At 58.2% G+C, this 26,137-nt stretch carries 26 protein-coding genes; 14 read left to right on the top strand and 12 right to left on the bottom strand.

What is annotated here, in order from left to right; all coding sequences use genetic code 11:
* Positions 1-127: 127 nt before the first annotated feature.
* The 3 genes from V6S97_RS21430 to V6S97_RS21420 all read right to left on the bottom strand — a co-directional run bounded on the left by V6S97_RS21430 (position 128) and on the right by V6S97_RS21420 (position 3,034).
* The gene (locus V6S97_RS21430; RefSeq protein ID WP_111785272.1) at positions 128-523 is read right to left on the bottom strand and encodes a YybH family protein; all 396 of its coding nucleotides are present in this window, start codon (positions 521-523) and stop codon (positions 128-130) included.
* 239 nt (positions 524-762) lie between these two features.
* A protein-coding gene (locus V6S97_RS21425; protein ID WP_111817888.1) for an IS3 family transposase occupies positions 763-2,300 on the bottom strand; the annotation gives its coding sequence in 2 pieces (ribosomal slippage) (positions 763-1,664 and positions 1,664-2,300; 1,539 coding nt in all).
* Positions 2,301-2,452: 152 nt separating this feature from the next.
* Positions 2,453-3,034, bottom strand: a complete 582-nt coding sequence (locus V6S97_RS21420) for a TetR/AcrR family transcriptional regulator (protein WP_111785270.1) — start codon at positions 3,032-3,034, stop codon at positions 2,453-2,455.
* 63 nt (positions 3,035-3,097) lie between these two features.
* On the opposite strand from V6S97_RS21420, the gene V6S97_RS21415 reads away from it, so the two are divergent.
* The 9 genes from V6S97_RS21415 (at position 3,098) to V6S97_RS21375 (ending at position 12,353) form a co-directional block, all read left to right on the top strand.
* The gene (locus V6S97_RS21415) at positions 3,098-4,024 is read left to right on the top strand and encodes a DMT family transporter (RefSeq protein ID WP_209687816.1); all 927 of its coding nucleotides are present in this window, start codon (positions 3,098-3,100) and stop codon (positions 4,022-4,024) included.
* A gap of 219 nt (positions 4,025-4,243) precedes the next feature.
* On the top strand, positions 4,244-4,663 hold the full coding sequence (locus V6S97_RS21410; RefSeq protein ID WP_334427700.1) for a DUF736 domain-containing protein: 420 nt from the start codon (positions 4,244-4,246) through the stop codon (positions 4,661-4,663).
* 487 nt (positions 4,664-5,150) lie between these two features.
* Complete coding sequence (locus V6S97_RS21405) at positions 5,151-6,713, top strand: ABC transporter substrate-binding protein (RefSeq protein WP_236760611.1); 1,563 nt, start codon at positions 5,151-5,153, stop codon at positions 6,711-6,713.
* Positions 6,714-6,789: 76 nt separating this feature from the next.
* Complete coding sequence (locus V6S97_RS21400; protein ID WP_020808191.1) at positions 6,790-7,743, top strand: ABC transporter permease; 954 nt, start codon at positions 6,790-6,792, stop codon at positions 7,741-7,743.
* A 2-nt stretch (positions 7,744-7,745) separates the two neighbouring features.
* Positions 7,746-8,636: an ABC transporter permease gene (locus V6S97_RS21395; protein WP_087747324.1), complete on the top strand. Its 891-nt coding sequence runs from the start codon at positions 7,746-7,748 to the stop codon at positions 8,634-8,636.
* The gene (locus V6S97_RS21390) at positions 8,633-9,694 is read left to right on the top strand and encodes an ABC transporter ATP-binding protein (RefSeq protein WP_111785267.1); all 1,062 of its coding nucleotides are present in this window, start codon (positions 8,633-8,635) and stop codon (positions 9,692-9,694) included. Before V6S97_RS21395 ends, V6S97_RS21390 begins: the two co-directional genes overlap by 4 nt.
* Positions 9,691-10,662 (top strand): ABC transporter ATP-binding protein, encoded by a 972-nt coding sequence (locus V6S97_RS21385; protein WP_111785266.1) that lies wholly within the window; start codon positions 9,691-9,693, stop codon positions 10,660-10,662. Before V6S97_RS21390 ends, V6S97_RS21385 begins: the two co-directional genes overlap by 4 nt.
* A gap of 72 nt (positions 10,663-10,734) precedes the next feature.
* Positions 10,735-11,412, top strand: a complete 678-nt coding sequence (locus V6S97_RS21380; RefSeq protein ID WP_111785265.1) for an aspartate/glutamate racemase family protein — start codon at positions 10,735-10,737, stop codon at positions 11,410-11,412.
* A gap of 101 nt (positions 11,413-11,513) precedes the next feature.
* On the top strand, positions 11,514-12,353 hold the full coding sequence (locus tag V6S97_RS21375) for a MurR/RpiR family transcriptional regulator (protein WP_020808186.1): 840 nt from the start codon (positions 11,514-11,516) through the stop codon (positions 12,351-12,353).
* Positions 12,354-12,424: 71 nt separating this feature from the next.
* Here V6S97_RS21375 and V6S97_RS21370 read toward each other — a convergent pair whose 3' ends face one another.
* From V6S97_RS21370 to V6S97_RS21350, 5 genes are all read right to left on the bottom strand, one after another.
* Positions 12,425-12,724: a DUF982 domain-containing protein gene (locus V6S97_RS21370; RefSeq protein WP_020808185.1), complete on the bottom strand. Its 300-nt coding sequence runs from the start codon at positions 12,722-12,724 to the stop codon at positions 12,425-12,427.
* 69 nt (positions 12,725-12,793) lie between these two features.
* Positions 12,794-13,270: an Hsp20 family protein gene (locus V6S97_RS21365; RefSeq protein ID WP_020808184.1), complete on the bottom strand. Its 477-nt coding sequence runs from the start codon at positions 13,268-13,270 to the stop codon at positions 12,794-12,796.
* Positions 13,271-13,782: 512 nt separating this feature from the next.
* On the bottom strand, positions 13,783-14,433 hold the full coding sequence (locus V6S97_RS21360; RefSeq protein ID WP_020808183.1) for a LysE family translocator: 651 nt from the start codon (positions 14,431-14,433) through the stop codon (positions 13,783-13,785).
* A gap of 350 nt (positions 14,434-14,783) precedes the next feature.
* Complete coding sequence (locus tag V6S97_RS21355) at positions 14,784-15,224, bottom strand: VOC family protein (RefSeq protein WP_020808182.1); 441 nt, start codon at positions 15,222-15,224, stop codon at positions 14,784-14,786.
* Positions 15,225-15,241: 17 nt separating this feature from the next.
* Complete coding sequence (locus tag V6S97_RS21350; protein ID WP_111792139.1) at positions 15,242-15,736, bottom strand: DMT family transporter; 495 nt, start codon at positions 15,734-15,736, stop codon at positions 15,242-15,244.
* 85 nt (positions 15,737-15,821) lie between these two features.
* On the opposite strand from V6S97_RS21350, the gene V6S97_RS21345 reads away from it, so the two are divergent.
* Positions 15,822-16,820 carry a LysR family transcriptional regulator gene (locus tag V6S97_RS21345; protein WP_111785263.1) on the top strand — a complete coding sequence of 333 codons (999 nt, stop codon included), beginning with the start codon at positions 15,822-15,824 and terminating at the stop codon, positions 16,818-16,820.
* A 614-nt stretch (positions 16,821-17,434) separates the two neighbouring features.
* Here V6S97_RS21345 and V6S97_RS21340 read toward each other — a convergent pair.
* The 3 genes from V6S97_RS21340 to V6S97_RS21330 form a co-directional block, all read right to left on the bottom strand.
* Complete coding sequence (locus tag V6S97_RS21340; protein WP_111785164.1) at positions 17,435-17,530, bottom strand: phosphoribosylamine-glycine ligase; 96 nt, start codon at positions 17,528-17,530, stop codon at positions 17,435-17,437.
* A gap of 338 nt (positions 17,531-17,868) precedes the next feature.
* Positions 17,869-18,321 (bottom strand): GNAT family N-acetyltransferase, encoded by a 453-nt coding sequence (locus V6S97_RS21335; protein ID WP_111785165.1) that lies wholly within the window; start codon positions 18,319-18,321, stop codon positions 17,869-17,871.
* A gap of 231 nt (positions 18,322-18,552) precedes the next feature.
* Entirely contained in the window at positions 18,553-18,960 is a 408-nt protein-coding gene (locus tag V6S97_RS21330) for an RrF2 family transcriptional regulator (protein WP_020808177.1), read from the bottom strand.
* A gap of 81 nt (positions 18,961-19,041) precedes the next feature.
* Here V6S97_RS21330 and V6S97_RS21325 point away from each other — a divergent pair, with 81 nt between their 5' ends.
* Positions 19,042-20,025, top strand: coding sequence for an alpha/beta fold hydrolase (locus V6S97_RS21325; protein WP_111785166.1), 984 nt, complete (start codon positions 19,042-19,044; stop codon positions 20,023-20,025).
* Positions 20,026-20,270: 245 nt separating this feature from the next.
* Here the strand turns inward: V6S97_RS21325 and V6S97_RS21320 are convergent, their stop codons facing one another.
* Complete coding sequence (locus tag V6S97_RS21320; protein WP_111785167.1) at positions 20,271-21,422, bottom strand: glucoamylase family protein; 1,152 nt, start codon at positions 21,420-21,422, stop codon at positions 20,271-20,273.
* A gap of 300 nt (positions 21,423-21,722) precedes the next feature.
* Between V6S97_RS21320 and V6S97_RS21315 the strand changes: the two genes are divergently transcribed.
* Genes V6S97_RS21315 through V6S97_RS21305 form a run of 3 tightly spaced genes read left to right on the top strand, consistent with a single transcriptional unit; the run spans position 21,723 to position 25,844 of the window.
* Positions 21,723-22,382 (top strand): ABC transporter ATP-binding protein, encoded by a 660-nt coding sequence (locus tag V6S97_RS21315; RefSeq protein WP_087747312.1) that lies wholly within the window; start codon positions 21,723-21,725, stop codon positions 22,380-22,382.
* The gene (locus tag V6S97_RS21310) at positions 22,379-24,787 is read left to right on the top strand and encodes an ABC transporter permease (RefSeq protein ID WP_111785168.1); all 2,409 of its coding nucleotides are present in this window, start codon (positions 22,379-22,381) and stop codon (positions 24,785-24,787) included. Before V6S97_RS21315 ends, V6S97_RS21310 begins: the two co-directional genes overlap by 4 nt.
* A complete protein-coding gene (locus V6S97_RS21305; protein ID WP_111785169.1) occupies positions 24,777-25,844 on the top strand; it encodes a lipocalin-like domain-containing protein in 1,068 nt (355 codons plus the stop codon). Before V6S97_RS21310 ends, V6S97_RS21305 begins: the two co-directional genes overlap by 11 nt.
* Positions 25,845-26,137 lie beyond the last annotated feature (293 nt).

The following is a 26,137-nucleotide window of genomic DNA, read 5'->3' as shown; positions in this document are numbered from 1 at the left end:
CATTGTCAACGGTCACAAGCAAAGCCGGATTAAAGAACTCCTATCGTGGAAGTATGCGGCGACGTAATCTGCGCCAATCGGAATGCTGTCCCCCGACCCAATATGGGCATTGGGCCGGGGAGCCTTGTCAACTATCGAGGAGAGCCGTGCCGTAGGAATTGTCTACAGCGCATAACCAGTTCCCAGACGAGTCTCTACGAAACACATAGGTGGCACGTCGTACCGTCGATGTCGCAATGCCGCTTTCGTCGACTGCATCCAACCAGGTTTCCATGATGACCAACGCTGTGTCCCCGCCCTCGATCACCTCGATCCTCCCTTGGCGGACTTCCAATTTACCTTGGAAATAGGCAGAGATTGCTTCGAACGCTTTCCTGATCTGGTCTTTGCCTTTGGCGTACATGCCTGCGTTGACCACCAAGGTGGCATCATCAGTGTAAAATTGCATCAAGCCGTCGAAGTCTTTGGCCGATATGGAGCGGTCTGCAGACTCGATGAGGGCTTTCAAGGGATGGCCGGACATTCTGGACTCCAAAATGGCCGCGAGCGGAAAAACAAAACCCGCCTCGCGGCGGGTTGCTTTGTCTGGAAAGTTGACGTGCTTAACCCACCACTCGATGAATGGTGCTAATAATCAAAGTGAAAGCGCGAACAAATTCCATAGCGCGTCTTTATCACCAGCGTCGGCGACTGGCAAATGATCACTGTTGGTTTCCGCGCGGAACTGAGCCGGTGGGGGTGCGGATAAAAAGTTGGACTGCTCTATAAGTTCAGGCCGAGGCTCTTACGATATTCGACTGGGCTTAGCGATCCCAGCGATATCTTGATACGCTTCTCGTTGTACCAGCGAATATAAGCATCTACCTCAGCGACGAACTGTTCGACTGTGATGGTCTTCCAGTCTCGTGGATAAAAGAGTTCCGTTTTCAACCGGCCGAAGAAGCCTTCGCACGCGGCATTATCTTGCGAGCACCCCTTTCGGGACATCGAGCGAACCAGTTTGGCTTCACTGATCCGGGTAAGCCAGCCAAGCCAGCGATAATGAGCTCCGCGATCGGAATGGACGATTGGCCGTTCCTCGTCGTCGGTCACCGTTTCGATGGCGGCGTCCAGCATTGTATTGACTAGCCCCGCATCTGGTTGCGTTCCAATCGACCAACTGATGACCATGCCGTCGAAGCAGTCGATGATAGGCGAAAGGTACACCTTCCCGGCTGGGATCTGGAACTCGGTGATATCTGTCAGCCATTTCACATTCGGCGCCTCAGCATGGAAGTCGCGATTGATCAGGTTCTCGGGTGCCGGACTGATTTCTCCCAGATATGATCCAAAACGCCGTCGACGCGGTCTGGCGACGACTAACTGCTCCTGCTTCATCAACCGCTGCACAACCTTTTCCGAGATTGTCACACTCTGCCTGGCCAGCGACGCCTGTAGTCTGCGATAACCATAGCAACGACGGTTCGCCTCAAAGATTTCCGCAAGGCTGTGGCGGACGGCGGCATACTTGTCTGCCAGACACAAGCGGGCGCGGTGGTAGAAGTAGGAGCTTCGGGCTATTCGCATCTGGGTGAGCAGTTCCGGCAAGCAATAGGTGTCCTTAAGGGCGTCAATCAGTTGTGTCTTCTCCCGATTACTCAGGATCTGCAGATCGACGCCCAGGTCTTTTTTATGAGTTCATTGGCCTTCTTCAGGAGATCATGTTCGAGTTGTAACTGGCGGACATCACGCTGAAGGGCTTCAAGTTGTCGCTCGAGCTCTTCACGTTCAGGCACCTTGGGATGGGCTTTGCGGCGTTTCATGGATGACGGGGCCTCATGACCGAGAAGCTGATCTTTCCAAGCGTACAATGTCGGCCTTGAGACGCCTAGCCGGTCAGCCACCTGTTGAGCGCTTTCATCTCCACCGCATAGTCCGATAACGCCCGTCTTCCGGATCTCCTCGCAATAACCAGGGTGCCACGATCGACCGACCATCGATGTTCGCGTTTCTGGAAAGGCCTCCCGGACCCAGGCGGTCAGAGTCCCTCGTCCAGGATAGCCAAGTGCCCGCATCGTCGCAGAGATGCAACGATCATGGGTACGAAAGTGCTCAAGTGCCGCCTGCTTTTCAGCCTCGGAATATTTTGGCGCTCGGGCAGCCGACTGAACACGCAGGTCGAGATGCTGTAAGTACTCACGGTACCAGCCCCTCAGCGCATTCTTGGTGGGATAACCCAACTGGCGAATGGTCGCGTTAAGCCGCTTGCCAAGGCGGATATAAAGCTCAACGGCTCGAAGTCTGTCTGCGTAGGAATACATGAACTACCTCCTGGTGGCCCAAGTTTTCGTCCGCATCCCCTTACGCGCCTAACCGGCTCAGTTCCGCGCGGAAACCAACATATTCCATGTGATTGGAGTGTTTTTGTTGTACGCGGACGCTCTCACAATGCGCGGCGAAGCAGTACCGTCACCTATCGGAACAACCGCCGCAGGCCATATTCTTTGAACCTGTCATAAGGTGCAAAGCTGTCCTCCGCCTTCATGCGGACCAGGGCACCTTCGTAGGCTTCGATCAGGAAGGCAGCGGCCGCATCAGCCGTGACACCAGGAGCCAGCGCATCGGCATCCTCGGCCTCGCGAAGAACTCCGCGCAGGCTGGACTCCCAAAGTGCAAAGCATTTTTGCAGTGCCATGCGAAGCGCCGGGCTGCGGGTGGCAAGGGTCTGCGCCACAACGCCATAGAGGCAGCCACCGAGCGGCTGCTCGCGACGCAACTCCTGCTCCAGCGTGGCGAAGTAAGTTTCCAACCGCTGCAGAGGGCGTTGCGTCTGATCAGTCAGAAGGATAACCAGAGTCTGGCGATAGTGTTCGGAATAGGCGTCCAGCACGGCACAGGCGAATGCCTCCTTGCTGGGGAAGAAATGATAAAAGGACCCCTTGGGCACGCCGGCCTCGGCCAGGATCGGACCGATACCTACACCATCGTAGCCGTTCGCTAGCAGGGCTTTTAGCCCCACCTTGATCAGCTCTTTACGCGTTTCGTTTTCTACCATACAGTTCAGAGTAGACCGGTCGTCTAGCGCGGTCAAGACCGGACTGGATGACAGGAGAGCAACATGGACGCCAGTGTAAGTGAGGACCGAATGGATGCGGGCGAAGGCCCTCTACGGCACAAGGAACGATGGCTGTACGGGGCGCTGCTCATCACCGCCTCGACTCTGATGTGGAGCAGCGCCGGCTTCTTTGTCCGGGCGCTTGACCTCGACGTCTGGACCATGGTGGCCTGGCGCTCGCTGTTCGCCTGCCTCTCCCTGGTGCCACTGGCTTTCATGCTGCGCGGGAGAGCGCTTCTCCAATTGCGCCGGAGCGTCGGAACCGGCGGGGCGGTAGCGATGCCCGTCATGGCCGTGGCCATGTTCAGCTACGTCGCAGCACTGAAGCTGACCAGCGTCGCCAACGTCATGGTCGTCTATGCCACCGTGCCCTTCCTTGCAGCCGGTCTGGCCTTCCTGCTGCTAAGCGAACGGCCCGGCCTGCGTGCGCTCTGCGCCGCCGGCGTGGCCTTTCTCGGGGTGATCATCATGGCTGGCTCGGCCACCGCCGCGACGGATATTGCCGGCAACGGCTTTGCGCTGTTGATGACGATGGGGTTTGCTGCCTCCGTCGTTATCGCCCGGCGCTGGACCAGCTACGACGCGACATTGGTGACGGGGCTGGCCAGCGGGCTCTGTGCGCTGGCCTGCTTCGCAGTAGCATTCGCCTTATTGCCGACGTTGCCCGTTCCGAGCCTGCCACAATTCGGCATTCTCTTCCTGTTCAGTCTGGCTACGCAGAGCCTCAGCTATCTGTTCTTCCTGTTGGGCAGCCGCCATGTGCCGTCAGCGGAAGCGGGGCTGATAGCTTTGCTCGACGTCGTTCTAGGGCCGCTTTGGGTGTGGCTGGTCTTCGCCGAAGCACCTGGCACGCCGGCCCTGATCGGTGGCGCGCTCGTGCTGCTGGCCGTGGTGGGCTACCTCACGCTGCCGCGCCTACTGCGAGCCTAGTGGAGACGCGTATGAGGTCGGCCCCCTCCCTGTGACCGAGGCGCTCATAAGGTGTCTGCTGCCATCCGCTCACCGACGACAATGCCGGTGAAGCACCCACGCGGCCTCTCCTCCGGGCTGGTCTGACGCCGGGCCGGCCTTCGCCTGCAACGGCTTCGCCGACCTTCTTCCCCTTGCTCGCAAGGGGCGGCTTCGGACAAACAGTCAGGAGATACCAGAATGGCTCAGATCGGCACCTTCACCCGCGACGAAAACGGCAACTTCGCCGGGACCATCCGAACCCTCGCACTCAGCGTCAAGGCCACCATCAAGCCCTGCGACCGCGACAACGACAAGGCACCCGACTACCGCGTCAGCGCGAAGCGGCCGGGTTCCTCGCAAAACCCGGCCTGTGGTTCCGCCGCATCTCTGGCGTTGCCATTCGTGTCATCTAACAAACAGTTTCAAGCGTCAACCCACTCAGGGCGCAAACACGGGGGCAACACGCTTTGCGCTGTCGAAGTCGGCACAATCGGCGATGGCTTCACACCCGCCTTCTCTAAAGTGTCCATAAATTGTGAAGAACGAAGCGTCGTTGCGAGAATATCCATCCTCAGCAATCGACGCTGCGATTGCTCCGAGCGCATTGCGGATGGTTGACAGGCGGGGGCCATTGAAACTTCCATGCGGCTTCGTCAAAGAATATCCGCTATCTCCGTCTATGCGACATTGACAAGCGCGCGCGCCATCCGACCCCGGCAACGATCGTGCGGCCAGCACGCAAGTGATGTCTCCACTGTGATCCCGCGTGGCCAGCACGTTCGAAGCAGACGCCTTGTGTCGATCTCGAAGCGGCGGGTCGTCCTCACCCGGATGCACGATTGCAACGGGTAGCCCGGAAATTTTGCACTGCATTTGTTCGGTCTCTCACGGCTCGCGGCACTACGCTCTTTCATGGGACTGATAACAAAGTGAAATTCCAGTTTCACGGAAACTGGCATGAAATCTGCTTCTTCTTTTTTGCCGGGCAGAGACCTGGCGGCAAACAAGAAGAGGGAACAGCATGATGCAGATATCCGGGAAGACGCCTCCGATGCTCAAAGGCCTGCGGATAGCAACGCTGGCGGGCGTCGCCATAGTCTCGCTGATGGCGGGGAATGCGTCAGAAGCCCTGGCAGTCGGGACGCTTCGTATCGGCATGACCGCCTCCGATATACCGCTCACCACAGGTCAAACGGATCAGGGTGGCGAAGGCCAGCGTTTCATGGGCTATACGCTTTACAATGCATTGATCGAATGGGACCTCTCGAGCGCAGACAAACCCTCGGCACTGATCCCGGCGCTTGCGACCTCCTGGGAGGTCGATCCCGCCGACAAGACAAAGTGGACGTTCAAACTGCGTGATGGCGTCAAATTCCATGACGGCAGCACATTCGATGCCGCCGCAGTGGTCTGGAACCTCGACAAGTTGCTGGTGAGCGATGCACCGCAGTTCGACAAGCGCCAGTCGGCACAGGGCAAGTCGCGCATTCCGGCAGTTGCCTCCTACAAGGTCATCGATCCGTTGACGGTAGAGATCGTCACCAAGACCCCCGACGCTACACTTCCCTACCAGTTGAGCTGGGTTCTGATGTCCTCCCCGGCGAATTGGGAAGCGCAAGGCAAGAACTGGGATGCAGTTGCCCAGAAGCCTTCCGGCACAGGCCCATGGAAAATGGAAAGCGGTTTTACACCGCGTGAACGGGCTGAGCTGACGGCCAACAAGGACTATTGGGACAAGGCGCGGGTGCCGAAGCTCGACAAGCTGGTTCTTGTGCCGCTTCCCGAACCCAATACACGCGTGGCAGCCCTGCGGTCCGGTCAGGTGGACTGGATCGAGGCACCGGCGCCGGATTCGGTCAAGTCTTTGAAGGATGCCGGTTTCAGTATCGTCACCAATTCCTATCCGCATAACTGGACGTGGCATCTGTCGCGCGTCGAAGGCTCACCGTGGAACGATATCCGCGTTCGCAAGGCTGCCAACCTTGCGGTTGACCGCGAAGGCCTCAATGAACTGCTCGGCGGTCTCTCCGTCCCGGCTCAGGGTTATCTGCCACCCGGGCATCAATGGTTCGGCAAGCCGACTTTCAAGCTTGAGTATAATGTCGAGGAAGCAAAAAAGCTGATGGCCGAAGCTGGATACGGCCCGGACAAGCCCATCACCACAAAGGTTGTGATCTCTTCATCCGGTTCGGGTCAGATGCTGCCGCTCGCCATGAACGAATACATCCAGCAGACCCTGTCGGAAATCGGCATCAATGTCGAATATGAGGTTGCCGACTGGAACACGGTTATCAACATCTGGCGCGCCGGTGCCAAAGACCCGAGCGCAAAGGGTGCCAGCGCCATCAACTACAGCTACTTCATCCAGGACCCTTTTACGGCATTGATCCGCCAGTCACAGTGCAATCTGGCGCCGCCAAACGGCACCAACTGGGGTTTTTACTGTGACCAGGAAATGGATGCCCTGTTCAGTCAGGTGCGCAACACCTTCGATGCGGCTGAGCAAGACAAGGTACTCCAGAAGATTCATGAGAAATATGTCAATGACGCGCTCTTCCTGATGGTGACGCATGACGTCAACCCGCGCGCCATGTCCACCAAGGTCAAGGGCTTTGTTCAGGCACAGAACTGGTTCCAGGACTTTTCGACGATCTCCATGGATCCCTGATTTTTGCACAGCGACAGGGCGGGAATGACCCCGCCCTGTCATTGCCGATGCCCGATCTGACTCTCACGAGGACATCATGCTGCTCTACGCCATAAAACGACTGTTGCATGTCATTCCCGTCGCGATCGGCGTGAGCATTGTGTGCTTCATGCTGATCCATATCGCCCCTGGTGATCCGCTTGCCGCGATTTTGCCCTCGGATGCCTCTGCGGAAATGCAGGCCCAGATGCGGGCGTTTTACGGCCTCGACCGTCCCTTGCCGGCGCAATATGCCCTTTGGGTGTGGCATGCCGTGCAGGGTGATCTTGGGACGTCGATAGCGACAGGGCGTCCCGTTCTCGCCGATATCATTGATGCGTCGATCAATTCGATCATTCTTGCCCTGTCTGCGGCGGTGATCGGTTTTGTTGGCGGAGCAACATTGGGATTTCTTGCCGGTGTCTTTCGCGGTGGATGGGTCGATCGTCTGTCATCGGGAATATCGATGCTTGGCGTCAGCGTGCCGCATTACTGGCTCGGCATGGTGCTGGTCATCACCTTTTCGGTCACGCTGGGCTGGTTGCCGGCGATGGGGGGCGGCCCTGGAGGGTCTTCCGGTCGAAGCTTCGGCTGGGAATATCTCCAGTATCTTGTTCTGCCGGCAGTCACGATGTCGGTCATTCCGATGGGGATTATCGCCCGCACGATCCGTTCGCTGGTAGCAGACATTCTTGCCCAGGATTTCACCCAGGCGCTTGCGGCCAAGGGGCTGATGCGAGGTCATATCCTGCGCCATGTCGTGCGCAACGCCGCGCCCACTGCACTTTCCGTCATGGGCCTGCAACTGGGATATCTTCTCGGCGGGTCAATTCTGATCGAGACGGTATTTTCCTGGCCCGGTACCGGCTTTCTTCTGAACGGTGCAATCTTCACCCGTGATTTGCCGATCCTGCAAGGCACCATCCTGGTGCTCGCGATGTTCTTCGTTGTCCTCAATCTTTTGGTCGACGTGTTGCAGAGCGCCATCGATCCCCGCATCCAGAGGAGCTGACAATGGCTGCCATCACCATAGCGTCCGAAATTCCCATCGAGAAAATTACCAAGTCTCCCGGCTTCTGGAGCGGCGTTTTGAGACGTCTCAGTCGCGATCCGGTCGCGATGGTGGCGCTGGCACTCCTCGTTCTTCTCATCCTTATTGCCATTTTCGCCCCTTATCTTGCGCCTTACGACCCGGCAAAGGGCAGTGTGATCCGCCGCCTGAAACCGATTGGAACGGAAGGATATATTCTCGGAACCGACGAACTCGGTCGCGATATGCTGTCACGTTTGATCTATGGGGCACGGCTGTCGCTGATCATGGGGGTCGTGCCGGTGCCTATCGCGTTTGTTATCGGCTCGGCAATCGGCATCATTGCCGGTTATACCGGCGGCTTAATCAACACCCTGATTATGCGCACGGTCGATGTTTTCTACGCTTTTCCGTCGGTTCTGCTTGCCGTCGCGCTGTCAGGAGCACTTGGGTCCGGCCTCACCAACGCGCTGGTGTCTTTGACGGTGGTGTTCATTCCGCAGATCGCCCGTATCGCCGAAAGCGTGACAACGCAGGTGCGAAAGCTGGATTACGTTGATGCGGCACGCGCATCGGGTGCCCCGGCCTTCACCATCATTCGTGTTCATATCCTTGGAAACGTGCTTGGCCCGATTTTTGTCTTCGCCACAAGCCTGATTTCGGTGTCGATGATCCTTGCATCAGGCCTGTCGTTCCTGGGGCTGGGTGTACGCCCGCCCGACGCAGAATGGGGGCTGATGCTCAATACGCTGCGCACGGCGATTTACACCAATCCCTTCGTCGCGGCTCTGCCCGGCGCGATGATCTTCATCACTTCGATCTGCTTCAACCTTTTCTCAGACGGGCTGCGCACAGCCATGGACGTGAAGTCATGATCAACATCGTTGGAAAACCGGCTTTCGAACTGCCTGTTGGTGAACGGGGTGGCCCTGCCCAGCCGTTGATCTCCGCTCGCGGGCTGCTCAAGCATTTCCCGGTCAAGGGCAGCGGCTTTCTCAAGCCGAAGAAAGTGGTGCGCGCTGTAGACGGGGTCGATTTCGATATTCTGAAAGGAGAGACGTTGGGTGTGGTCGGTGAAAGCGGCTGCGGCAAGTCGACGACGGCACGACTTTTGATGCAACTGATCGAACCGGACCAGGGCGAAATTCTCTTCGACGGTGAAACGGTTGGAAGCGCACTGCCGCTTTCGGCCTATCGCCGTCAGGTGCAGATGGTTTTTCAGGATAGTTATGCTTCCCTCAATCCGAGACTGACGATCGAGCAATCCATAGCATTTGCTCCACAGGTTCATGGAACGCCAGCCGCAAAGGCCATTGCGAGAGCACATGATCTGCTTCAACGCGTAGGTCTGGAGCCGTCGCGTTTTGCAGGCCGTTATCCTCATGAATTGTCCGGCGGCCAGAGGCAGCGCGTCAATATTGCCCGGGCGCTGGCGCTTGAGCCAAGGCTGGTCATTCTGGACGAGGCGGTCTCGGCCCTCGACAAGTCTGTGGAGGCGCAGGTTCTCAACCTGCTTCTCGACCTCAAACGCGATTTCGGCCTGACCTATCTGTTCATCTCACACGATCTCAATGTCGTGCGCTTCATGTGCGACAGGGTCATGGTCATGTATCTCGGCAAGGTAGCGGAAGTGGGCAGTCGCGATGCGATTTACGGCAATACGATTCACCCCTATTCGGCGGCACTTTTGGCCTCTATGCCGAAGATGGACCCGGCCGAGCGAACCGAAGCGCCGCCGTTGACGGGTGATCCGCCAAACCCGATCGATCCGCCCTCCGGTTGTCGCTTCCACACCCGCTGCAGTTTTGCGGAGGATGTCTGCCACCGGACATTGCCACCGTTGACCGGCATTTCCAGTGATCAGGCCGCAGCCTGTCTCATGGCGGTACCTGGTTCCGGCCATAGCCGCGCCCCTGTAATGATGGAGGCATGACCATGCAGAATGATGCGATGATCGATATCAGCAATCTTTCGGTAACGTTTCGGCGTGGCGGAAAGGCGGTAAAGGCCGTCAACGGTGTCAGCCTTTCCGTGAAGCCTGGAGAAGTGGTCGCCCTGCTCGGTGAATCCGGTTCGGGCAAAAGCGTGACGATGCGCTCATTGTTGCGGCTTCACCCCAAGGGAACCTTGATCGAAGGCGGCATGACGGTTGACGGGCATGATATCATGTCGCTTTCCAACCGTGCGCTTTCCGATCTGCGCGGGGCTGTCGTCTCCATGGTTTTTCAGGAGCCGCGTCTGGCGCTTGATCCCGTCTATACCGTTGGTCGGCAAATCGAGGAAACCATCATGCGGCATGAAAAGGTGTCGCGCGGTTTAGCTGCCGAACGGGCGCTTGCCTTGTTCCAGAAAGTCCGTATTCCCTCGCCAGAGCGACGCCTTTCCAATTATCCTCACGAAATGTCGGGCGGTATGCTTCAGCGCGCCATGATCGCGATGGCGCTTGCGTGCAATCCCAAAGTTTTATTGGCCGACGAACCGACGACAGCACTGGATGCCACAGTCCAGATTCAGATCCTGCTGCTCATTCGCGAGCTGCAGCGGGAATATGGTCTGTCAGTCATCTTTATCACCCATGACATCGGCGTGGCGGCCGAGGTGGCTGACCGTATTGCAGTCATGTATGCAGGTCGTATCGTCGAGGAGGGGCTGGTTGGCGATATCATCCGGAATCCGCGTCATCCCTATACAAAAGGCTTGCTTGGCGCGCGCGTCGAACTGGCCGAAGGACGCGACCGACTGGTCACCATTCCAGGCGCCCCACCCGATCTGGCGGCAATGCCACCGGGTTGCGCTTTCGCGCCGCGATGCGTGCAGGTGAGCGATCTTTGCCAAAAGCAAATCCCGCCACTCCTTCCGCTTTCCGGCGGTGCGGGTGTTGCCTGCCTTTTTCCCGATTGAACACCCTTGAATCCAGGCGCTACCCATAACAACCGAGCAGGACAAACAAACCCTCGTGGTCATGCAGGAACGATGAAACGCATAGGATTGATCAACCCGAATACCTCGCAAGCGACGACCGCGATGATGACAGATATCGCCCGTAGCTACCTTCCGGAGGGGTTTGCAATCGAAGGGCACACCGCGGCACATGGTGTACCCATGATCCTCAACGACGTCGAACTGGCCGCTGCCGCCGACAGCGTCGTGGAGACAGGGCGCAAGCTGGCCCGCCGGAACGACGGCCTCATTGTCTGCGCTTTCGGCGATCCAGGGCTGGAGCGCCTCGCTGTTACATCCGGCGTTCCCACCGTCGGCATCTGTCAGGCCAGCATGATGGAAGCCGCGGCCGGTGATCGTCGTTTCGGGATCGCCACCGTGACCCCCGATTTGGTGGGTAGTTTTGCTGCAAAGGCGCAAACACTCGGCGTGGTGTCGCTTTTTACCGGTACACGACTAACCAGGGGAGATCCACAGCACCTGGCTTCAGACCCGGCAGCATTGCAGACAGCGCTGGAAATCGCTGTTCGGGAGTGTTTCGAGCGAGACGGCGCCGATGTCGTCATCATAGGTGGTGGCCCACTGGGACAAGCGGCTGACAACCTGCAGCGTATCGTGTCCATGCCAATTATTGCACCAATCCGGTCAGCTGTGGAGCTGCTCATCCGCACAATGGAGCTTGATGGAGGGACAAACCCCGCGCAACGGTAACGCATATCGGCTTGCCAGTCATGCAAACTGTCGCTTTTTCTATTGCAAGCCGCACCAGGGCGACTGAAGATTGTGGCGTTGAGATTTCACCGGAGCATCGTGTGCCCAAGGAAAGATCATTCCTGTTCCGCGTTAGGCAATCCCTGCCGGATCTTCACCCCGCAGAAAAGCGGATTGGAGAATTCGTTTGCGATTTTCCCGGCGAACTCGCCAGTTATTCTGCCCAGGAGCTTGCAGCACTGGCGCATGTTTCCAAGGCAACCGTGACACGTTTCATCCGGCGGCTTGGCTACGAAAATTATGAGGAAGCCAGACGACACGCCAGGGCGGAGAAGCAGACGGGTTCGAGGCTCTTTCTGGCGCGGGCTGCCGATGCTGGAGCCAGACAATCGATCAAGGCGCATGTCGCACAGGCTCTCCTCAATATCGAAGCCACATTTTTCGGAATTTCGGAAAACCAGATCGACGGTGCCGTCACAGCACTACTTCTTGCACGCAAGGTCTGGGTGATAGGCTTCCGCAGCAGCTACCCCTTTGCAGCCTATCTCCAATGGCAGCTTACTCAGGTCATCGAAAGCATTATCGTTATCCCGGGTGCCGGGCAGACCATGGGCGAGCATCTGGTCAGCATTGGTGAAAATGACGTCGTGATTTTCTTCGGACTGCGTCGAAGAACCAGCCAATCCGATGGGATCGTCGATCAGGTGAGACACTCGAAGGCAAAGCTTCTTTACGTGACCGACGAGGGCGCTCCCTTTGAGACGAAGGCGACGTGGCACTTTCAGTGCCAGACGCTCGCGCCAGGACCGCTCTTTAATCATACGGCGGTGATGGCTCTCTGCCATCTTCTCATAACCCGTTGCCTTGAAAAGGCGGGGGCGACCGGTCGCACCCGCCTGCGCAATATAGAGGCCCTTAACGAAACACTGGACGAACTGTGAGTGACTTGCCTCTTGGCACAGATCGAACAGGCGTGGCTATCCGTCACCGACTTGGTCGGTGGCGTCGCCACCTACCGCACGTTTGGATTTTTGTCGCGAGGCTTCCTGAATGCAACAAGAGAATTGCAGTCAGGGGCAAGTAGGTCATGTTTCTCGGCAAAAGCGACAAAAAGGCTCCGCGCGGTCTCGGCTTCAATTTCATCGGACAACGCTGCCCGGCACGCGTTGACAGCGACAGCGTGCGCTCTGTCTCTGAGGGCCTGCGGCCACTCGCACAGATGCCGGTACGCCTCCGTCACCCCGCGTATCTCGACCGGAAAACCCAGCCCCACAAGAACGGTGACCGGTTCATGAAACATTCCTGGTTTCATTTTTCTCTCCTTCCCAATCCTGACACATTATGGAGAGCCGTCTGAGCGGCTCTCCTGGACAAGGTCCGTTTAAGCTGCCTCCTGCGCGTCGATCTGGACTGATGCAGGCGATGCAAGCGCGGGTGAGTCCGCTCGGATCTCGATTTTTCGCGGCTTGAGCGCTTCCGGTATCTCCCTGACAAGACTGATTGTCAGGAGACCGTTTCGGAGATCGGCGCTGCTGACCCTGACATGGTCGGCAAGCTCAAAGCGATGCTCGAACGGACGGCCTGCGATGCCGCGGTGCAGATAGCCGTTCCCGGCGTTTTCCTGCCTCCTCCCGCTGACCTTCAAGAGATTTGACTGAAAGGTAATTTCGAGCTCATCGGGTGAAAAACCGGCTACCGCAAGTGCGATGCTGTAGGTTTCTTCGCCAGTCTTTAGAATGTCGTAGGGCGGCCAGTCGTTGAGCTGGCGCGCGCGCTGTGCATTTTCAAGCAGATTGAACACCCTGTCGAAGCCGATCGTCGACCGGAATAACGGTGCATAGTCAAAAGAGGTCGTCATAGCCATATTCTCCTTGAAGCAACATGGGCATGGAAGCGCCGTAAGACAGCGCCTCCATTCGGCCGGTCCAACTTTCAGCAACCGGCGCATAACGATTTGGTTTTCAGATCCCGTTGTTCAAGAGGGAAAATAAAAAAATCCGAGCCGGGCGAATGAGCGCGCATCTCGGCGTCATAAAGCGCTCGAAAAATGACGACTAGCGGCCAGCGGGCTGTGAGGTTTCCGTTCCCAAGAGAGGGAATGGCGTAGAATCGAAGCGCCGGCGCGCGGTAATCTGGGACACTTAACTTCTTCCAGGTGTTGGTAGAGCCCGTCGTATCAGTGAGACGGACGGAATGGAGCATGCACGGTTCACGGACGAGCAGATCATCGGGATACTGAAACACCAAGAGCGGCCTGAGGACGGCCGTGATCGCGACCTCAGAGCCTCCGCAATGGCTACGACGCAACGGGAAGCACGTTCTCGCTCGGCCCTTGTCATTCCCACGGAGCTTTCCCGACCGTATGATGACCTATTTTTTGTGGTTGCCCGAAAGAGCAGCCGTCATGCCAAGACCGATATACACGAAACCACTGACCCAGCGTTCAGCTTTCAGGTAGACAGGACTACGCTTCAGCCAGTTGCCCGCCGTGCCGGCAGCAAGTGCATAGGCGCCATCCGTGAGCACGCCGATCGCTGTGTAGAGAATCCCGAGGAATGCGACCTGCATTGCCACATGGCCACGGTCGACCTCAACGAACTGCGGCAGGAATGCCAGAAAGAACAGCGCGGTCTTCGGATTGAGGAGGTTGACTATGAAACCCTCACGAAAGATGCGCATGCGGCTACGCGCTGGCACCATCCCTTCTATGTCCGGAAGATCCGATGGGCCGAAGAGCTTCTTGAGACCAAGCCAGATCAGATAGGCCGCGCCCGCATACTTTACCACGCTGAAGGCGAGAGCAGACGACGCCAGAAGCGCCGACAGCCCCACAGCGGCTGCGACGACATGAACCAGCGTGGCCGAATGTATGCCGAGAATCGAAACGAGACCGGCGGAACGACCTTGCTCGACGGAGCGCGCGAAGATGTAAAGAACCGCCGGTCCCGGCACGAGAAGCAGCACCAGCGTGGCGCTGACGAACAGGCTGAGATTGGCGGTGCTGGGAATTATCAAGTCCATGGTTGTCCTACTCCCCTCTTTGCTACAATAGAGATAGCATCGGACCGTGTCCGATGCGAGATCAGCTTGCTGTGTCGTCGCCGGGAATTTCCGCGATCGAGCCGCCTGGATTTTTTCACTGTAGCTGGGTCTCGCCAACCCCGTCCAGAGAATTGTCCGGATCTTCCGGCGCGTTGGCGGGACCTGGCGCTATGGCGCCCAGGCCTTCGCGGATGGAACGTCCCGCTTCCTTATCCGGAGGAACGCACCATCCCTTTTAATGGAGCTGATGGGTTCGACACGCTACTGGCAACGTCTCGCTGCAACATCAGCGTGAGGATCCACAACGACGTATCGGTGTGCCGCCGGCGTCAAATACCGGTCTCGCGGCATATCACCACACGCCAGCCGTCAGGATCCTGATAGGTGAAGCTGCGCTCGAGCCAGTATGGATTTTCCGGTTCCAGGGGCGCATAACCCATTCCTTGCATCCGCTCGTTGAGGCGATCATAAGCATCAGGCTCGGTGATGTATAGCACCAGCAGATTATCGAAGCTTGGAGCGGGACACGAACTGCCCTCTGCGTGTCGGGTAAATTCAAGATGCACAGACTTGCCGGGTAGGCCGAGCATGATGCCATCGTAGCCGGCGTGAGCTTCGAATCGGGCGAGCTCCGGCAGGCCCAGGCCACCGCGATAAAACGCGACTACGTCCTCAAGCTTGTCGGTCGGCCTGGCAATGCGCACCTGCACCGGTACAGCGTCACCGCCCAGCGAATATACGCTCGGGAAGGTTCTGTCGTGATTATCCATGGTATTTCTCCTGCTGGTCAGGATTGAGTGGGAAGTTGCGACACCTGGCACACCGTTCGCCAAAGAACTGGGCTCTGCATGACCAGGACACCGGCGACAACCAGCAGCGCTCCTGCGAGACGATATCCGGAAATCGGCCTTGCCGTAAAACCGACAATACCGAAATAGTCGATCGTGATCGAAGCGAGGATCTGGCCCGCAATGACTGCCGTCATGAAGCCCGCAGCCCCGAGCTTCGTGGCAAGAAGGAGCGCCACCGTGATGTAGGTCACTCCGGCAATGCCTCCGATCCAGATCCACTTCGGCTGGACGGAGAGATTTGCGATCGTCGGCGCGGAAACGCGCAACGCAATCATCAAGGGTACGACGAGGATGGCGCTTGTCACAAGCGATACCACTGTCGCCCAGAGGGGGTGGCCAAGAGCGCGGCCGAGCGCCGCATTCGCGCCGGCCTGGAAGGGGACAAGAGCGCCAGAGATCAGCGCTGCAACGAGGAAAGCCAAAGGCTGCATGAGAAGATGTCCTTTCGCGACTTGAACAGGCTCTTCTTCTAATTATGCATCTGGACTATGTGAAATTCAGATTACGGCGGGTATCATGCACAGCATGAATAATCTTCGCGGTGTGGACCTCAACCTTCTGGTAGTACTCGATGCGTTGCTATCCGAGCGCCACGTATCACGCGCGGCGCTGCGGCTGAACATGAGTCAGCCGGCGGTCAGCCACGCGCTGGCGAGATTGCGCGTGCTTCTTGAAGATCCTCTCTTTACGCGCCACAGCGGCGGTCTGTCACCGACCATCCGCGCGCTCGAACTCTCACAGCCGGTGAAGGAAGCGCTTGCCCAGATACGCGCGGTGCTTGGGCCCGGCGGGTTCGATCCGGCGCGAGGCCGGCACGTTTTCAGGTTGGCAATGTCGGATTACGGCGCCAGCATCATCCTGCCCGAACTGATGTCGCTGATAGGGCGATCGGCGCCGGGCATAGATCTGTCAATCACTCAGCTGAGCCGGGAAGGAATGGTCGCCGGGGTGGTCGACGGAGATATAGATCTGGGCCTTGGCGTGTTTCCGCACCTGCCTGCCCAGATTCACTCCGAGTTATTGTTTTCGGACCAGTATGTCTGCCTTGTAGATCGCGCTACTCTTCCGCCATTGGCCGACCGGATTGACCTGGATGCCTATCTCGCCCGCCCCCATGCGCTGGTCGCCGTTCATGGTGAGGCATCGACAGAGATTGATGAGACCATTCACACGGCAGGATTCAGTCGCCGGGTGGCGCTGGTGCTCCCGCACTGGAGCGTCGCGCCAAATACAATTATCGGGACCGACCTCATTCTCACAGTCGCCGCGAAAAGCCTGGAGACGCTTCGGCGCCACAAGAGATTGGTCATACTGCCTTCGCCAATCGAGTTCCCTCCGGTCCCGTTCACGCTGATCTCGCACAAGAGGCGACAGGCCGATCCCGCACTCCGATGGATCCGGGCCGCGATCAGTGCGATTGCGCATCCAGTTTCGCCGGGCAATAATCAAAGAAGTCGACCTAGAGCCAGATTTCTGGCGATCCGAGATGTCCGTTCGACCTTGACGTGCGATTGAACTACTGTTGTTCCGACCCCGAAAGGACGTCGGCGCATATAAGTTCTGAGTGAAGGGTGGGGCGGGAGTTCGAGGGGCGGGGCGTCAGGGGAGCCACCTCGAAGGTGGCCAGGTTCCTCGCAAAATCCGGTCTGTGGTTTCACCGCATCTCCCGGCGTTGCCATTGGTGGCATCTAGCAAACAATTTCAAGCGTCAATCCACTCAGGGCGCAAAGTTGTGAGGCAACACGACTGGCGCTGTTAGAATCAGGGCAATCCGTGATGGCTTCGCAACCACCCTCTTTGAGGCGCCCATAAATTGTGAAGAACGAAGCCTCTTTGGGAGAATATCCGCCCTCGATACAGTCCGCACCCTCGTCAGCAGCTTCAAGAGTTGTGAACCTGCTCCAATCCGTCTCCTTCAAAGCCGTGCAGCAATTGAACAGCTCCGCCGAAAAGAGTGACGAGGCGGGGCGCATCAATGTGCACCCTTCAGCCTGGCCTTCTCGGCTCCAAGGAGCCAGAGCGCCTTGTTGAGCTTGATGTCCTGATCGATGCCGGTAAACGGCGCGGGATGTGACACGCCGGCGGCGGCCATGAATTGGCCGGAAGCGCTCTGATCTGCTTTCGTGTGCCTACGTTGCGAAGATCGATGGCGCGGTCTTGCGCAGTTCGTCTTCGGTCAAGGCGCGGCCGGTGTCGAAACATGCGGTGCTGGGGTATACGGTCATGACAGGCTCTCCGTTGTTGCCACAGTTCAGGAGCAAGCCCCGCAGTGGGTGAAGCCTTTACCCACCGTTCCGGTGGATGTGCTCTCACATCCTCCGGAACGAAGGGGGAGGGCGAAGTCCGCTCCCCGGTGATCGGTGGGGCTGGTCGTGGGTCCGGCGACTGAAAACCGGTTTTATGATGAACGGACAGGCGCGAGCCTGCTTGCCCATTGGCGAGATCAACCGAGCATCGTAGGGCGGGAAGACAGGAATGGGCAATGCGCCTTGTGGGATGGACGGCCTGGGCAGTCCTGTTCAAACGCGGCAATCAGGGCGGCCTTGGGCCGCCCGGCAATCCATTAGCCCGTCAGACGCAGACGCGCGTTTTCAAACGGATAGCCATCATCGTCGACAGGACGGCGTGAGAGCTCCCTGAAACCCAGTCCGGTATAGAAGGACATTGCCTGCCGGTTTTCGATGTAAACATCGAGAGAAAGTTCTCCCCTGAGACCGAGAGCATGAGCAATGAGCCGGCGTCCGATTCCACGGCCCTGACGGTTTGGAGAAACAAATATTCCTCCGACGAATGTGTCGAGCAGGCTGATGAAGCCGCAGGGCAGATCGTGAATGGTCGCCACCCAGGTTTCGGCGCTGGGCAGATATTGATTTTCAATGAGCGCTCGCTGCTCGACCAAACGCGCTTCGCCTATAAACGGATGGACCACGCGTGACGCCTCCAGCCAGATGAGTGAGAGCTCTTGTGTGTCCTTTGCCGGCGCATAAGGCCGGATCAATACATCATGGTTCTTCATGAGAACTCCGAAGAAAAATATGCCAAGAGGTCCGGCAACCTCTACGGTGCCGGGCAAGACCGCTACGTGCGGCTACAATGGCTGCCTCTGCGCATAATCCTCCTTCTGCTGATGAGCTCTTCTAGAGCCCTGAAAGATGATGGTCAATTTCCATGTCGGGTCGCCGGATCGACACCGCCAGCAGTCCTCGTGATGAGTCACCACAACCCGGGCCGGGGAGAACCGACAATATCAGGCGAAGGCACTGGCCAGATCAACAATCGTTGTCGCCGCAAAACGGGTTCGAAGGGTGTGTTCGGCGTCTGTCATCGCCTCGCCCAGAAACATATTCACAGCACCCTCGACAGGACAGGCGCTATGGTCGTTCGAAAGGGCAATCGAAAACGCCGATCCGATCGTCAGCGCATCGTGGACCTGCTCGACGGTAATCTGGTCGGCTCCCCTTGCAAACCGCCAGCCACCGCTTCGCCCTCCCGCTGATTTCACGATCCCGTACTCCTTCAGGGCAGCCATTGTCCTGCGCACCACGACCGGATTGGTGTTCAGCATTTTCGCGATTGTTTCGGAAGTTTCACTCCCGCCGAGCAGATGCATGTGAACAAGTACGTGAAGCATGCGGGAAAGTCGGGTGTCTGACATTTCGTAACTTTCCTTGTTTCGGAAACTTGACGTGAAGTTTTCCGTAACATAAATTGTTTCGGAATAACAGAGGAGCTCGCCATGCCGTCTCGCAAGCTGGTCGCCAACGGACTCAGGATGCATGTTGAGGAGGAGGGGGAAGGACCGGTTGTCCTTTTGGCTCACGGATTTCCCGAAACCTCCTACGCCTGGAGACACCAGCTTGTCGCACTGGCAAGAGCTGGCTTTCGCGCCGTCGCACCTGATATGCGGGGCTATGGAGAAACAGAAAGTCCAACGTCACTCAGCAGGTATTCCATTTTTGACCTGGTGGGCGATCTTGTGGGCCTGCTCGATGCACTGAACTGCGACAGGGCTGTCATTGTGGGCAACGACTGGGGAAGTACAGTGGCCTGGCAGGCAGCCCTTATGCGCCCGGACCGCTTCAGAGGCGTTGTTGCAATAGGCGTTCCCATGATGGGCTCCCCGCCGGTACCGCCGACAAGTCTCTTTCCACAATCCGACACCGAATTGTTCTACACCCTTTATTTTCAGGAGCCCGGGATCGCCGAAGCTGAATTTGAGCGGGATATCGGCGCGACGCTTCGCAAGATTTTGTTTTCCGCATCGCGGGAGGCGGGAGCACGCGAGGAAGGCGACGGGACGCCTGATCCGTTCGGCATGGTATCGCCCATGAAGGGGATGCTCGCGCCCTTGCCGGCGCCCGACATCCTGCCGCAATGGTTGAGCGAGACTGATTTCGCCCATTATGTCGACGCCTTTGGCCAAACCGGTTTCAGCGGCGGGCTTAACTACTATCGCAACCTCGACGCCAACTGGAACCTGCAACGTTCGCTTCACGGTCTGAAAGTGGAGGTTCCGGCGGTCTATATGGTGGGAGAGCAGGATCCGGGATTGAGCATGCCTGCCATGCGACAGATCATTGACGCCATGCCCGAGCTTGTTCCCAACCTGACGCGGAGCTTCATAATACCGGATTGCGGACACTGGGCACCTCAGGAGAAACCGCATGAGGTTAGTGAAGCGATCATTGCATTTGCGAGGTCCTTGCAAAATTGCAAATAACGATGCCGCCCAAACCCGTTGGCCCTTTGCGCCAGGACCTCACCCGGTGCAACAGGTGATGACTGCAGCCGCCAGCAAAGCGCGGAGGGATTGGGTGGGAGACGCTGGCCGTCACCAGTTCTTCCGACGGCTCGCTAAACCCACGCGCCGGCACCCCTCAGCCGATCGCAATATGACCGGTCGGGGTTAACGCCCGTGACCAGGAACACCCCGCCCGAAGATGGCACGATGCTGTGTCCGGTCACTCATCCGGCCTCTTGCTGCTTCGTCCTTTCGTGCGATCTGTCGCGGTGGAAACCCAGCCGGTTCAGTCCGGCTATGACTTCCGGCGCGTTCATGAACAGTTCCCAAATCAGACCGCTCCGGTCGTTCTCCATCATGGCGACGACTGGCCCCTGATTGATCGCAAGATGCGTTTTGGAGACCCAGCCTGTTGATGGCTGAAAAGAATCCATCAGGCCAAAGCGGCCGACGAGCGCCCCGCCATGCCATCGCAGAAAGCGCAGCGCCGCCTGGCGTGCACGCTGCGGCAGGAACGGCATGCTTGAGAGGGCAGCCGTTGTTGCGATGATGCCATGATCATCGGTTGGAGAGTTCACGAGATAACCTTTCGGCCCGTCACAGGCGGACAAGCCCCATCCTGCTTCACCTGCATAGCGCGTGCGACAGTACCGGTAATTGATCAGGCAATGTGCGTGAACCTGTTCCAGATAGTCGCTGCAATAGGCATCACCGAGACCTCTCGGATCAAGCGTGCAGAACGAATAGTGCGACAGGAAGAGCGGACCTCCAAAAGGCTCGCCAAGCGGGAGCCGCACACCGAAATATGACGATCCGTTCCTGATTGCGCCATCGCGTGCCCACCCGGAATGATAAGTTTCCCGGCCGACCGGATGCGCCGTTGAACCTGCCGCCAGCACATAACAAACCAGAGCCTCGTTCCAGCCGGCGATCGGCAGATTTTTCGACCATGCATATCGCGGGCTCCAGTGCCAGAAAAGCGGCCCGGTCTTACCCCTGGTAAACCAGCTCCACTCCACCGTTTCGACGATTTCTTCAATGGATCGGCGAAGCTTGATCTCGGCGGATGTCTGCCCGCCAAAGAACTCACGCACGCAGATCAGCGCCTGAACCAGAAGCGCGGTTTCAACGAGATCACCGCCGTCGTCGAATTTCGCGAAGGGAAGCGTCTTTCCGCTGGACGCGTTGACGAAGTGAGGAAAAGCGCCATGGAACCGCTTGACCGCAGCCAGCGATTCCAGCATGCGGCCGGCCCGCGCAATAGCATCCCGGCGTGTTATCCAGGTACGATGAACGCCAACGATGAGCGACAGGAAACCAAACCCCACCCCGGAGATTGATGTGATCTCATGGATCGGCAAACCGTCGGCTCGCATCCGGTCCCTTGGCAGCCCGCTTTCGGGATGGCTTCCGGACCAGAAATAGTCGAAGGTACTGCGATGCAAGCTGTCAAGTTGACTGGATAATTCGTCTGTCACTTCCGACCTCGGGAGAACCCTGTGATCGAGGGCAATACTCGGCCAAGGCTTATCCGACTCGGCCTCTGTTTCCAACCGGAGGCAGATTGAGCGGGTATGCACATCGGAATAGAACCTGGGAGAACCTTGGCAGCTCCACGGGAACACCGGAAATTTTGCGTGGTGAAATGGGCAGGGCGAACAAGAGACAGAAGACCAATGATCCTCTCAATGTCCAACATCAGGAAGTCCTATCAGACAGCGGAAGGCAACGTCCCGGTGCTGAAGGGCGTTGATCTTTCGCTACAGGCCGGCGAAAGCCTGGCCCTGACAGGAGAATCCGGCAGCGGCAAGAGTACACTTCTGCATCTGGCCGGCGGACTCGATCTGCCGGACAGCGGCACTATTGCGGTGAGCGGCAGGTCTGTCAGCGGCCTCGATGATGCAGGTCGCGCAAGTTTCCGGCGCCGGGAGGTCGGGCTTATCTTCCAGCAGTTTAATCTCATCCCGAGCCTTAATGTCAGCTCGAACGTCTCGTTCCACGCGAGACTGGCAGGGCGGTTCGACCCGTCATGGCAGGAAGAACTCGTCGGGGTACTGGGAATCGGAGAGTTGCTCGGGCGTTACCCCGAGCAACTCTCCGGCGGTCAGCAGCAGCGGGTTGCAATCGCACGCACACTTGCGGCAAGACCGTCCCTCATCCTCGCCGATGAGCCGACCGGCAATCTCGATGAGGCGACGGCTGACCTCGTCATAGAAATCATGCTGAGCCTGACAAGATCAGCAAGGATCGCGCTTCTCCTCGTTACCCATTCAAATCGCCTGGCGGCAAAACTCGATCGGCGCATCATCCTCAGCGGCGGGAAGGTTTTGCCATGAACCATACCGCCTTCCGGGCGCTGCTCTCCCACTGGCGCTACAGGCCGCTCCAGTTTTTCACCCTCATTCTGGGTGTTGCGCTGGCGACCGGCCTTTGGTCGGCCGTCCAGGCAATCAACGCCGAAGCGCGGGCAAGTTATGACCGGGCAGCCTCGGTCCTGGCACAGAACCAGCTTGATCAGCTTGTGGCGAAGGACGGCGGGAAGATTCCGTTGCAGACATATGTCCGGCTTCGCAGGGCGGGTCTGGATGTCTCCCCGGTGATCGAAGGCGAGTACAGGTTTGGTACGACGCGTCTCAGGCTCGTCGGTATCGATCCATTGACAATGCCCTCGGGGCAAATCGTTCTTCCGCCCTCCGACCCGTCGGCTCTGATTGATTTCATGCGGGAGCCCGGCCAGATGATTGTCTCGCCGGCAACGGCTGCCAGACTCAACGATACCTCCGGCCTTTTAATCAGGACGGCGAAAGACATCCCGGACGATGCAGCTTTTGTCGATATTTCAACGGCGGACCGACTGTTGAAACGAAATGGCGACCTGAGCAGGATCGTCATTGTCGCTTCGCGAAACGCCGATTATCAGACGCCCGGGCCCCTTCCGCCCGACCTTTCCCTGAGAAAAGCCGGCAGCCGGTCCGATATCGCAAGGCTGACCGACAGCTTTCATCTCAGTCTCACAGCATTTGGATTTCTTGCCTTTGTTGTCGGTCTTTTCATCGTCTATTCCGCGACAGGCCTCTCGTTCGAACAGCGGCGCGGTACATTCAGAACCATGAGATCGCTTGGGGTTTCGCACAGTTCCCTCATGGTGATGCTCGTGATCGAGACAACGTTTTTTGCGCTGGTGTCGGGTGCCCTTGGTGTTGTGCTCGGTTATGTCGTTGCGTCGGCACTTTTGCCGGGTGTTGCCGCGAGCTTGCGCGGCCTTTACGGCGCAACTGTCGCCGGCTCATTGTCATTCCGTCCGGAATGGTGGCTGGCGGGAATTGTCATTGCATTGATCGGGACGCTGCTATCCTCGCTTCAACATTTCTGGCACGTCTGGCGCATGCCGCTTTTGTCGGCGGCACAGAGCAGGGCCTGGACCATGGCATCTACCCGAGGGCTGACGTTTCAGGCAGGCGCTGGAATGTTGCTGCTTATTTTGTCCGGCGTGCTTGCATCGCTGGGACACGGGCTCGTTTCAGGTTTTGCGGTATTGGGGACACTGCTTCTCGGCGCAGCATTCATTCTTCCGGCCCTTTTGGCGCTCGGACTGAAAGTCGGCGAAGATGTATCCCGACATGTGTTGGCGGGGTGGTTTTTTGCCGATACACGCCAGCAACTGCCCGGGCTTTCTCTCGCCCTGATGGCATTGCTGCTGGCGTTGTCAGCCAATATCGGCGTCGGGACCATGGTTTCCAGTTTCCGGCAAACATTCCTGGGCTGGCTCGACCAGCGCCTGGCGGCGGAAGTCTATGTGACGGCGCGCGACGAGGGCGAAGCGGCACGCCTGCGGCAATGGTTTCCGGACCACACAAGAGCGGTTTTGCCTGTCTGGAGCACGAAAGGTGAAATCTCCGGGCAACAGGTCCAGATTTTCGGCGTGGCTGATGACGCTACATACAGGGATCACTGGCCGTTGATCCTGGGCTCCGCCGCGACCTGGGACGAAATCGCGGCAGGACGAGGCGCACTGGTCAACGAGCAGTTCTGGAGGACAGGGAAGGCCTCGCTCGGCGAACAAATCGAATTGCCCGGAGGCTGGAGCGCTACGGTCGTTGGTATCTTTTCCGACTACGGCAACCCGACAGGCCAGGTTATCATCGGTATCGATGCTTTGGTTCAGCATTATCCGGACATCGAAAAACTTCGATACGGCCTCCGCATGGAACCGGGAATGGTCGAGGATTTCAGGCGCCGCCTGATGAAGGATTTCGGCCTGCCGGACGCGAACATTGTCGATCAGGCTTCGCTGAAACGTCAGTCAGCCGCGATCTTCGAACAGACATTTGCGGTTACCGGCGCGCTCAACGTCCTGACGCTTGCGGTGGCGGGTTTCGCCATGTTTTCGAGCCTGCTGACGCTTGCCTCGCTCCGCCTGCCCCAGCTTGCCCCTGTCTGGGCGCTTGGCCTTCGTCGTCGCCATCTTGCCATGCTTGAGGTCCTGCGAACGCTTGCCTTGTGGCTGGCCACCTTTGTCGCGTCCATCCCGGTCGGGCTGGGACTGGCCTGGGTTCTGCTGGCGATCATTAATGTAGAGGCCTTCGGATGGCGATTGCCCCTGATCCTGTTTCCGCTGGACTGGCTCAGGCTCGGCTTCACCGCTCTGCTTGCGGCCTTTGTTTCGGTTCTGATACCGGTCCGCCGGCTGGCCAAGACGGAACCGGCCGACCTTCTGAGGATATTCGCCAGTGAACGCTAAAATTCTCCTTCTGCTCCTTTCCGCAAACTGCATTTTGGCGCCGACCGGCATACTGGCCCAAGGCTTTGCGGGCCTGGGGTCGAATGCCGAAGGCTTCAGTATTCCGAAACGCGGGGTGCCGCTTGTTTTTCCAGGAGATCACGGGGCGCATCCTGATTTCAGGATCGAATGGTGGTATGTTACCGCAAATCTCCAGAAGGCAGATGGACAACGGATGGGCGCTCAATGGACGCTCTTTCGTTCCGCGCTTCAACCAACCGAACGCGCGGGGTGGACCGATCCGCACATATGGATCGGGCACGCAGCCGTCACCACTGCCAGTGGTCACTACCTTACCGAAAGGCTGGCAAGGGGAGGGGTCGGCCAGGCGGGTGTCGACGTTGAACCCTTCGAAGCCTGGATTGACAACTGGCAAATGAAATCGACGGGTACGGATCTCCACGACCCACTCGACCAACTGGAACTCAACGCTGACGGCAACCACTTCCAATATAACCTGAAGCTTCGGGCGCTCGGGCCGCTGATACGCCAGGGAGACGGTGGATACTCCGTGAAATCGGCGGAAGGGCAGGCAAGCTATTATTATTCTCAACCCTTCTACGATGTCAGCGGCAGCGTTCGTGTCGACGGCGATATTCAAAAGGTAACCGGCAAGGCATGGCTCGATCGGGAGTGGTCGTCCCAGCCACTTGCTGCCAATCAGACGGGCTGGGACTGGTTTTCGCTCCACCTGACGTCAGGCGAAAAACTCATGGCATTCCGGCTGCGCGATGACAATGGCGGCTATATTTCCGCCAACTGGATTTCAGCAGATGGCAAGACGACAACCATCGATCCGGGGGACATCATCCTCACCCCTTTGCGGACCGCTGACGTGAAGGGCAAGGCAGTCCCGGTCGAGTGGAGCATCAGGATACCGGGGCGCGGCCTCGACATTAAAACACTGCCCCTTAACGAGCAGGCATGGATGGCGACATCGACACCCTACTGGGAAGGACCGATAGAGTTTAAAGGGAGCATTTCGGGACAAGGCTATCTGGAGATGACCGGTTATTAAACCTCACGACCTCCCGGGAGATGATGGTCTTCGTTTTGAGCGATGCCTCCGGTGCGAATGCCGTATGCGGGACAGATAGCGGCGGGGCCAGAAAAAGGGAAAAGTGTTGTGTGGGGAGGTTCGTTGGTCGCCGCCAGGCCCGCGTCCAGCGCGTGCACCGGTTCCCGGCCCCGCGGAAAAGTCCGACACGTTTCAGCCCGCTTTTCATTGTTTTCGGAACATTGGGCGCCGATGCTGGTTAGATGATTCCCGCATGGCGATCCGGTCAAAGCCCAAACATGGTCAGGCCGGGG

Source organism: Agrobacterium sp. CCNWLW155 (assembly GCF_036888815.1).
GTDB lineage: Bacteria > Pseudomonadota > Alphaproteobacteria > Rhizobiales > Rhizobiaceae > Agrobacterium > Agrobacterium radiobacter.
This window is presented reverse-complemented; position numbering and strand designations above follow the sequence as displayed.

Excerpts from the sequence above, each read along its gene's own strand:
- V6S97_RS21430 (WP_111785272.1), bottom strand. The coding sequence starts at position 523 with ATGTCCGGCCATCCCTTGAAAGCCCTCATCGAGTCTGCAGACCGCTCC.
- V6S97_RS21420 (WP_111785270.1), bottom strand. The coding sequence starts at position 3,034 with ATGGTAGAAAACGAAACGCGTAAAGAGCTGATCAAGGTGGGGCTAAAA.
- V6S97_RS21415 (WP_209687816.1), top strand. The coding sequence starts at position 3,098 with ATGGACGCCAGTGTAAGTGAGGACCGAATGGATGCGGGCGAAGGCCCT.
- V6S97_RS21410 (WP_334427700.1), top strand. The coding sequence starts at position 4,244 with ATGGCTCAGATCGGCACCTTCACCCGCGACGAAAACGGCAACTTCGCC.
- V6S97_RS21405 (WP_236760611.1), top strand. The coding sequence starts at position 5,151 with ATGGCGGGGAATGCGTCAGAAGCCCTGGCAGTCGGGACGCTTCGTATC.
- V6S97_RS21400 (WP_020808191.1), top strand. The coding sequence starts at position 6,790 with ATGCTGCTCTACGCCATAAAACGACTGTTGCATGTCATTCCCGTCGCG.
- V6S97_RS21395 (WP_087747324.1), top strand. The coding sequence starts at position 7,746 with ATGGCTGCCATCACCATAGCGTCCGAAATTCCCATCGAGAAAATTACC.
- V6S97_RS21390 (WP_111785267.1), top strand. The coding sequence starts at position 8,633 with ATGATCAACATCGTTGGAAAACCGGCTTTCGAACTGCCTGTTGGTGAA.
- V6S97_RS21385 (WP_111785266.1), top strand. The coding sequence starts at position 9,691 with ATGACCATGCAGAATGATGCGATGATCGATATCAGCAATCTTTCGGTA.
- V6S97_RS21380 (WP_111785265.1), top strand. The coding sequence starts at position 10,735 with ATGAAACGCATAGGATTGATCAACCCGAATACCTCGCAAGCGACGACC.
- V6S97_RS21370 (WP_020808185.1), bottom strand. The coding sequence starts at position 12,724 with ATGAAACCAGGAATGTTTCATGAACCGGTCACCGTTCTTGTGGGGCTG.
- V6S97_RS21365 (WP_020808184.1), bottom strand. The coding sequence starts at position 13,270 with ATGACGACCTCTTTTGACTATGCACCGTTATTCCGGTCGACGATCGGC.
- V6S97_RS21360 (WP_020808183.1), bottom strand. The coding sequence starts at position 14,433 with ATGGACTTGATAATTCCCAGCACCGCCAATCTCAGCCTGTTCGTCAGC.
- V6S97_RS21355 (WP_020808182.1), bottom strand. The coding sequence starts at position 15,224 with ATGGATAATCACGACAGAACCTTCCCGAGCGTATATTCGCTGGGCGGT.
- V6S97_RS21350 (WP_111792139.1), bottom strand. The coding sequence starts at position 15,736 with ATGCAGCCTTTGGCTTTCCTCGTTGCAGCGCTGATCTCTGGCGCTCTT.
- V6S97_RS21345 (WP_111785263.1), top strand. The coding sequence starts at position 15,822 with ATGCACAGCATGAATAATCTTCGCGGTGTGGACCTCAACCTTCTGGTA.
- V6S97_RS21340 (WP_111785164.1), bottom strand. The coding sequence starts at position 17,530 with ATGACCGTATACCCCAGCACCGCATGTTTCGACACCGGCCGCGCCTTG.
- V6S97_RS21335 (WP_111785165.1), bottom strand. The coding sequence starts at position 18,321 with ATGAAGAACCATGATGTATTGATCCGGCCTTATGCGCCGGCAAAGGAC.
- V6S97_RS21330 (WP_020808177.1), bottom strand. The coding sequence starts at position 18,960 with ATGTCAGACACCCGACTTTCCCGCATGCTTCACGTACTTGTTCACATG.
- V6S97_RS21325 (WP_111785166.1), top strand. The coding sequence starts at position 19,042 with ATGCCGTCTCGCAAGCTGGTCGCCAACGGACTCAGGATGCATGTTGAG.
- V6S97_RS21320 (WP_111785167.1), bottom strand. The coding sequence starts at position 21,422 with ATGCGAGCCGACGGTTTGCCGATCCATGAGATCACATCAATCTCCGGG.
- V6S97_RS21315 (WP_087747312.1), top strand. The coding sequence starts at position 21,723 with ATGATCCTCTCAATGTCCAACATCAGGAAGTCCTATCAGACAGCGGAA.
- V6S97_RS21310 (WP_111785168.1), top strand. The coding sequence starts at position 22,379 with ATGAACCATACCGCCTTCCGGGCGCTGCTCTCCCACTGGCGCTACAGG.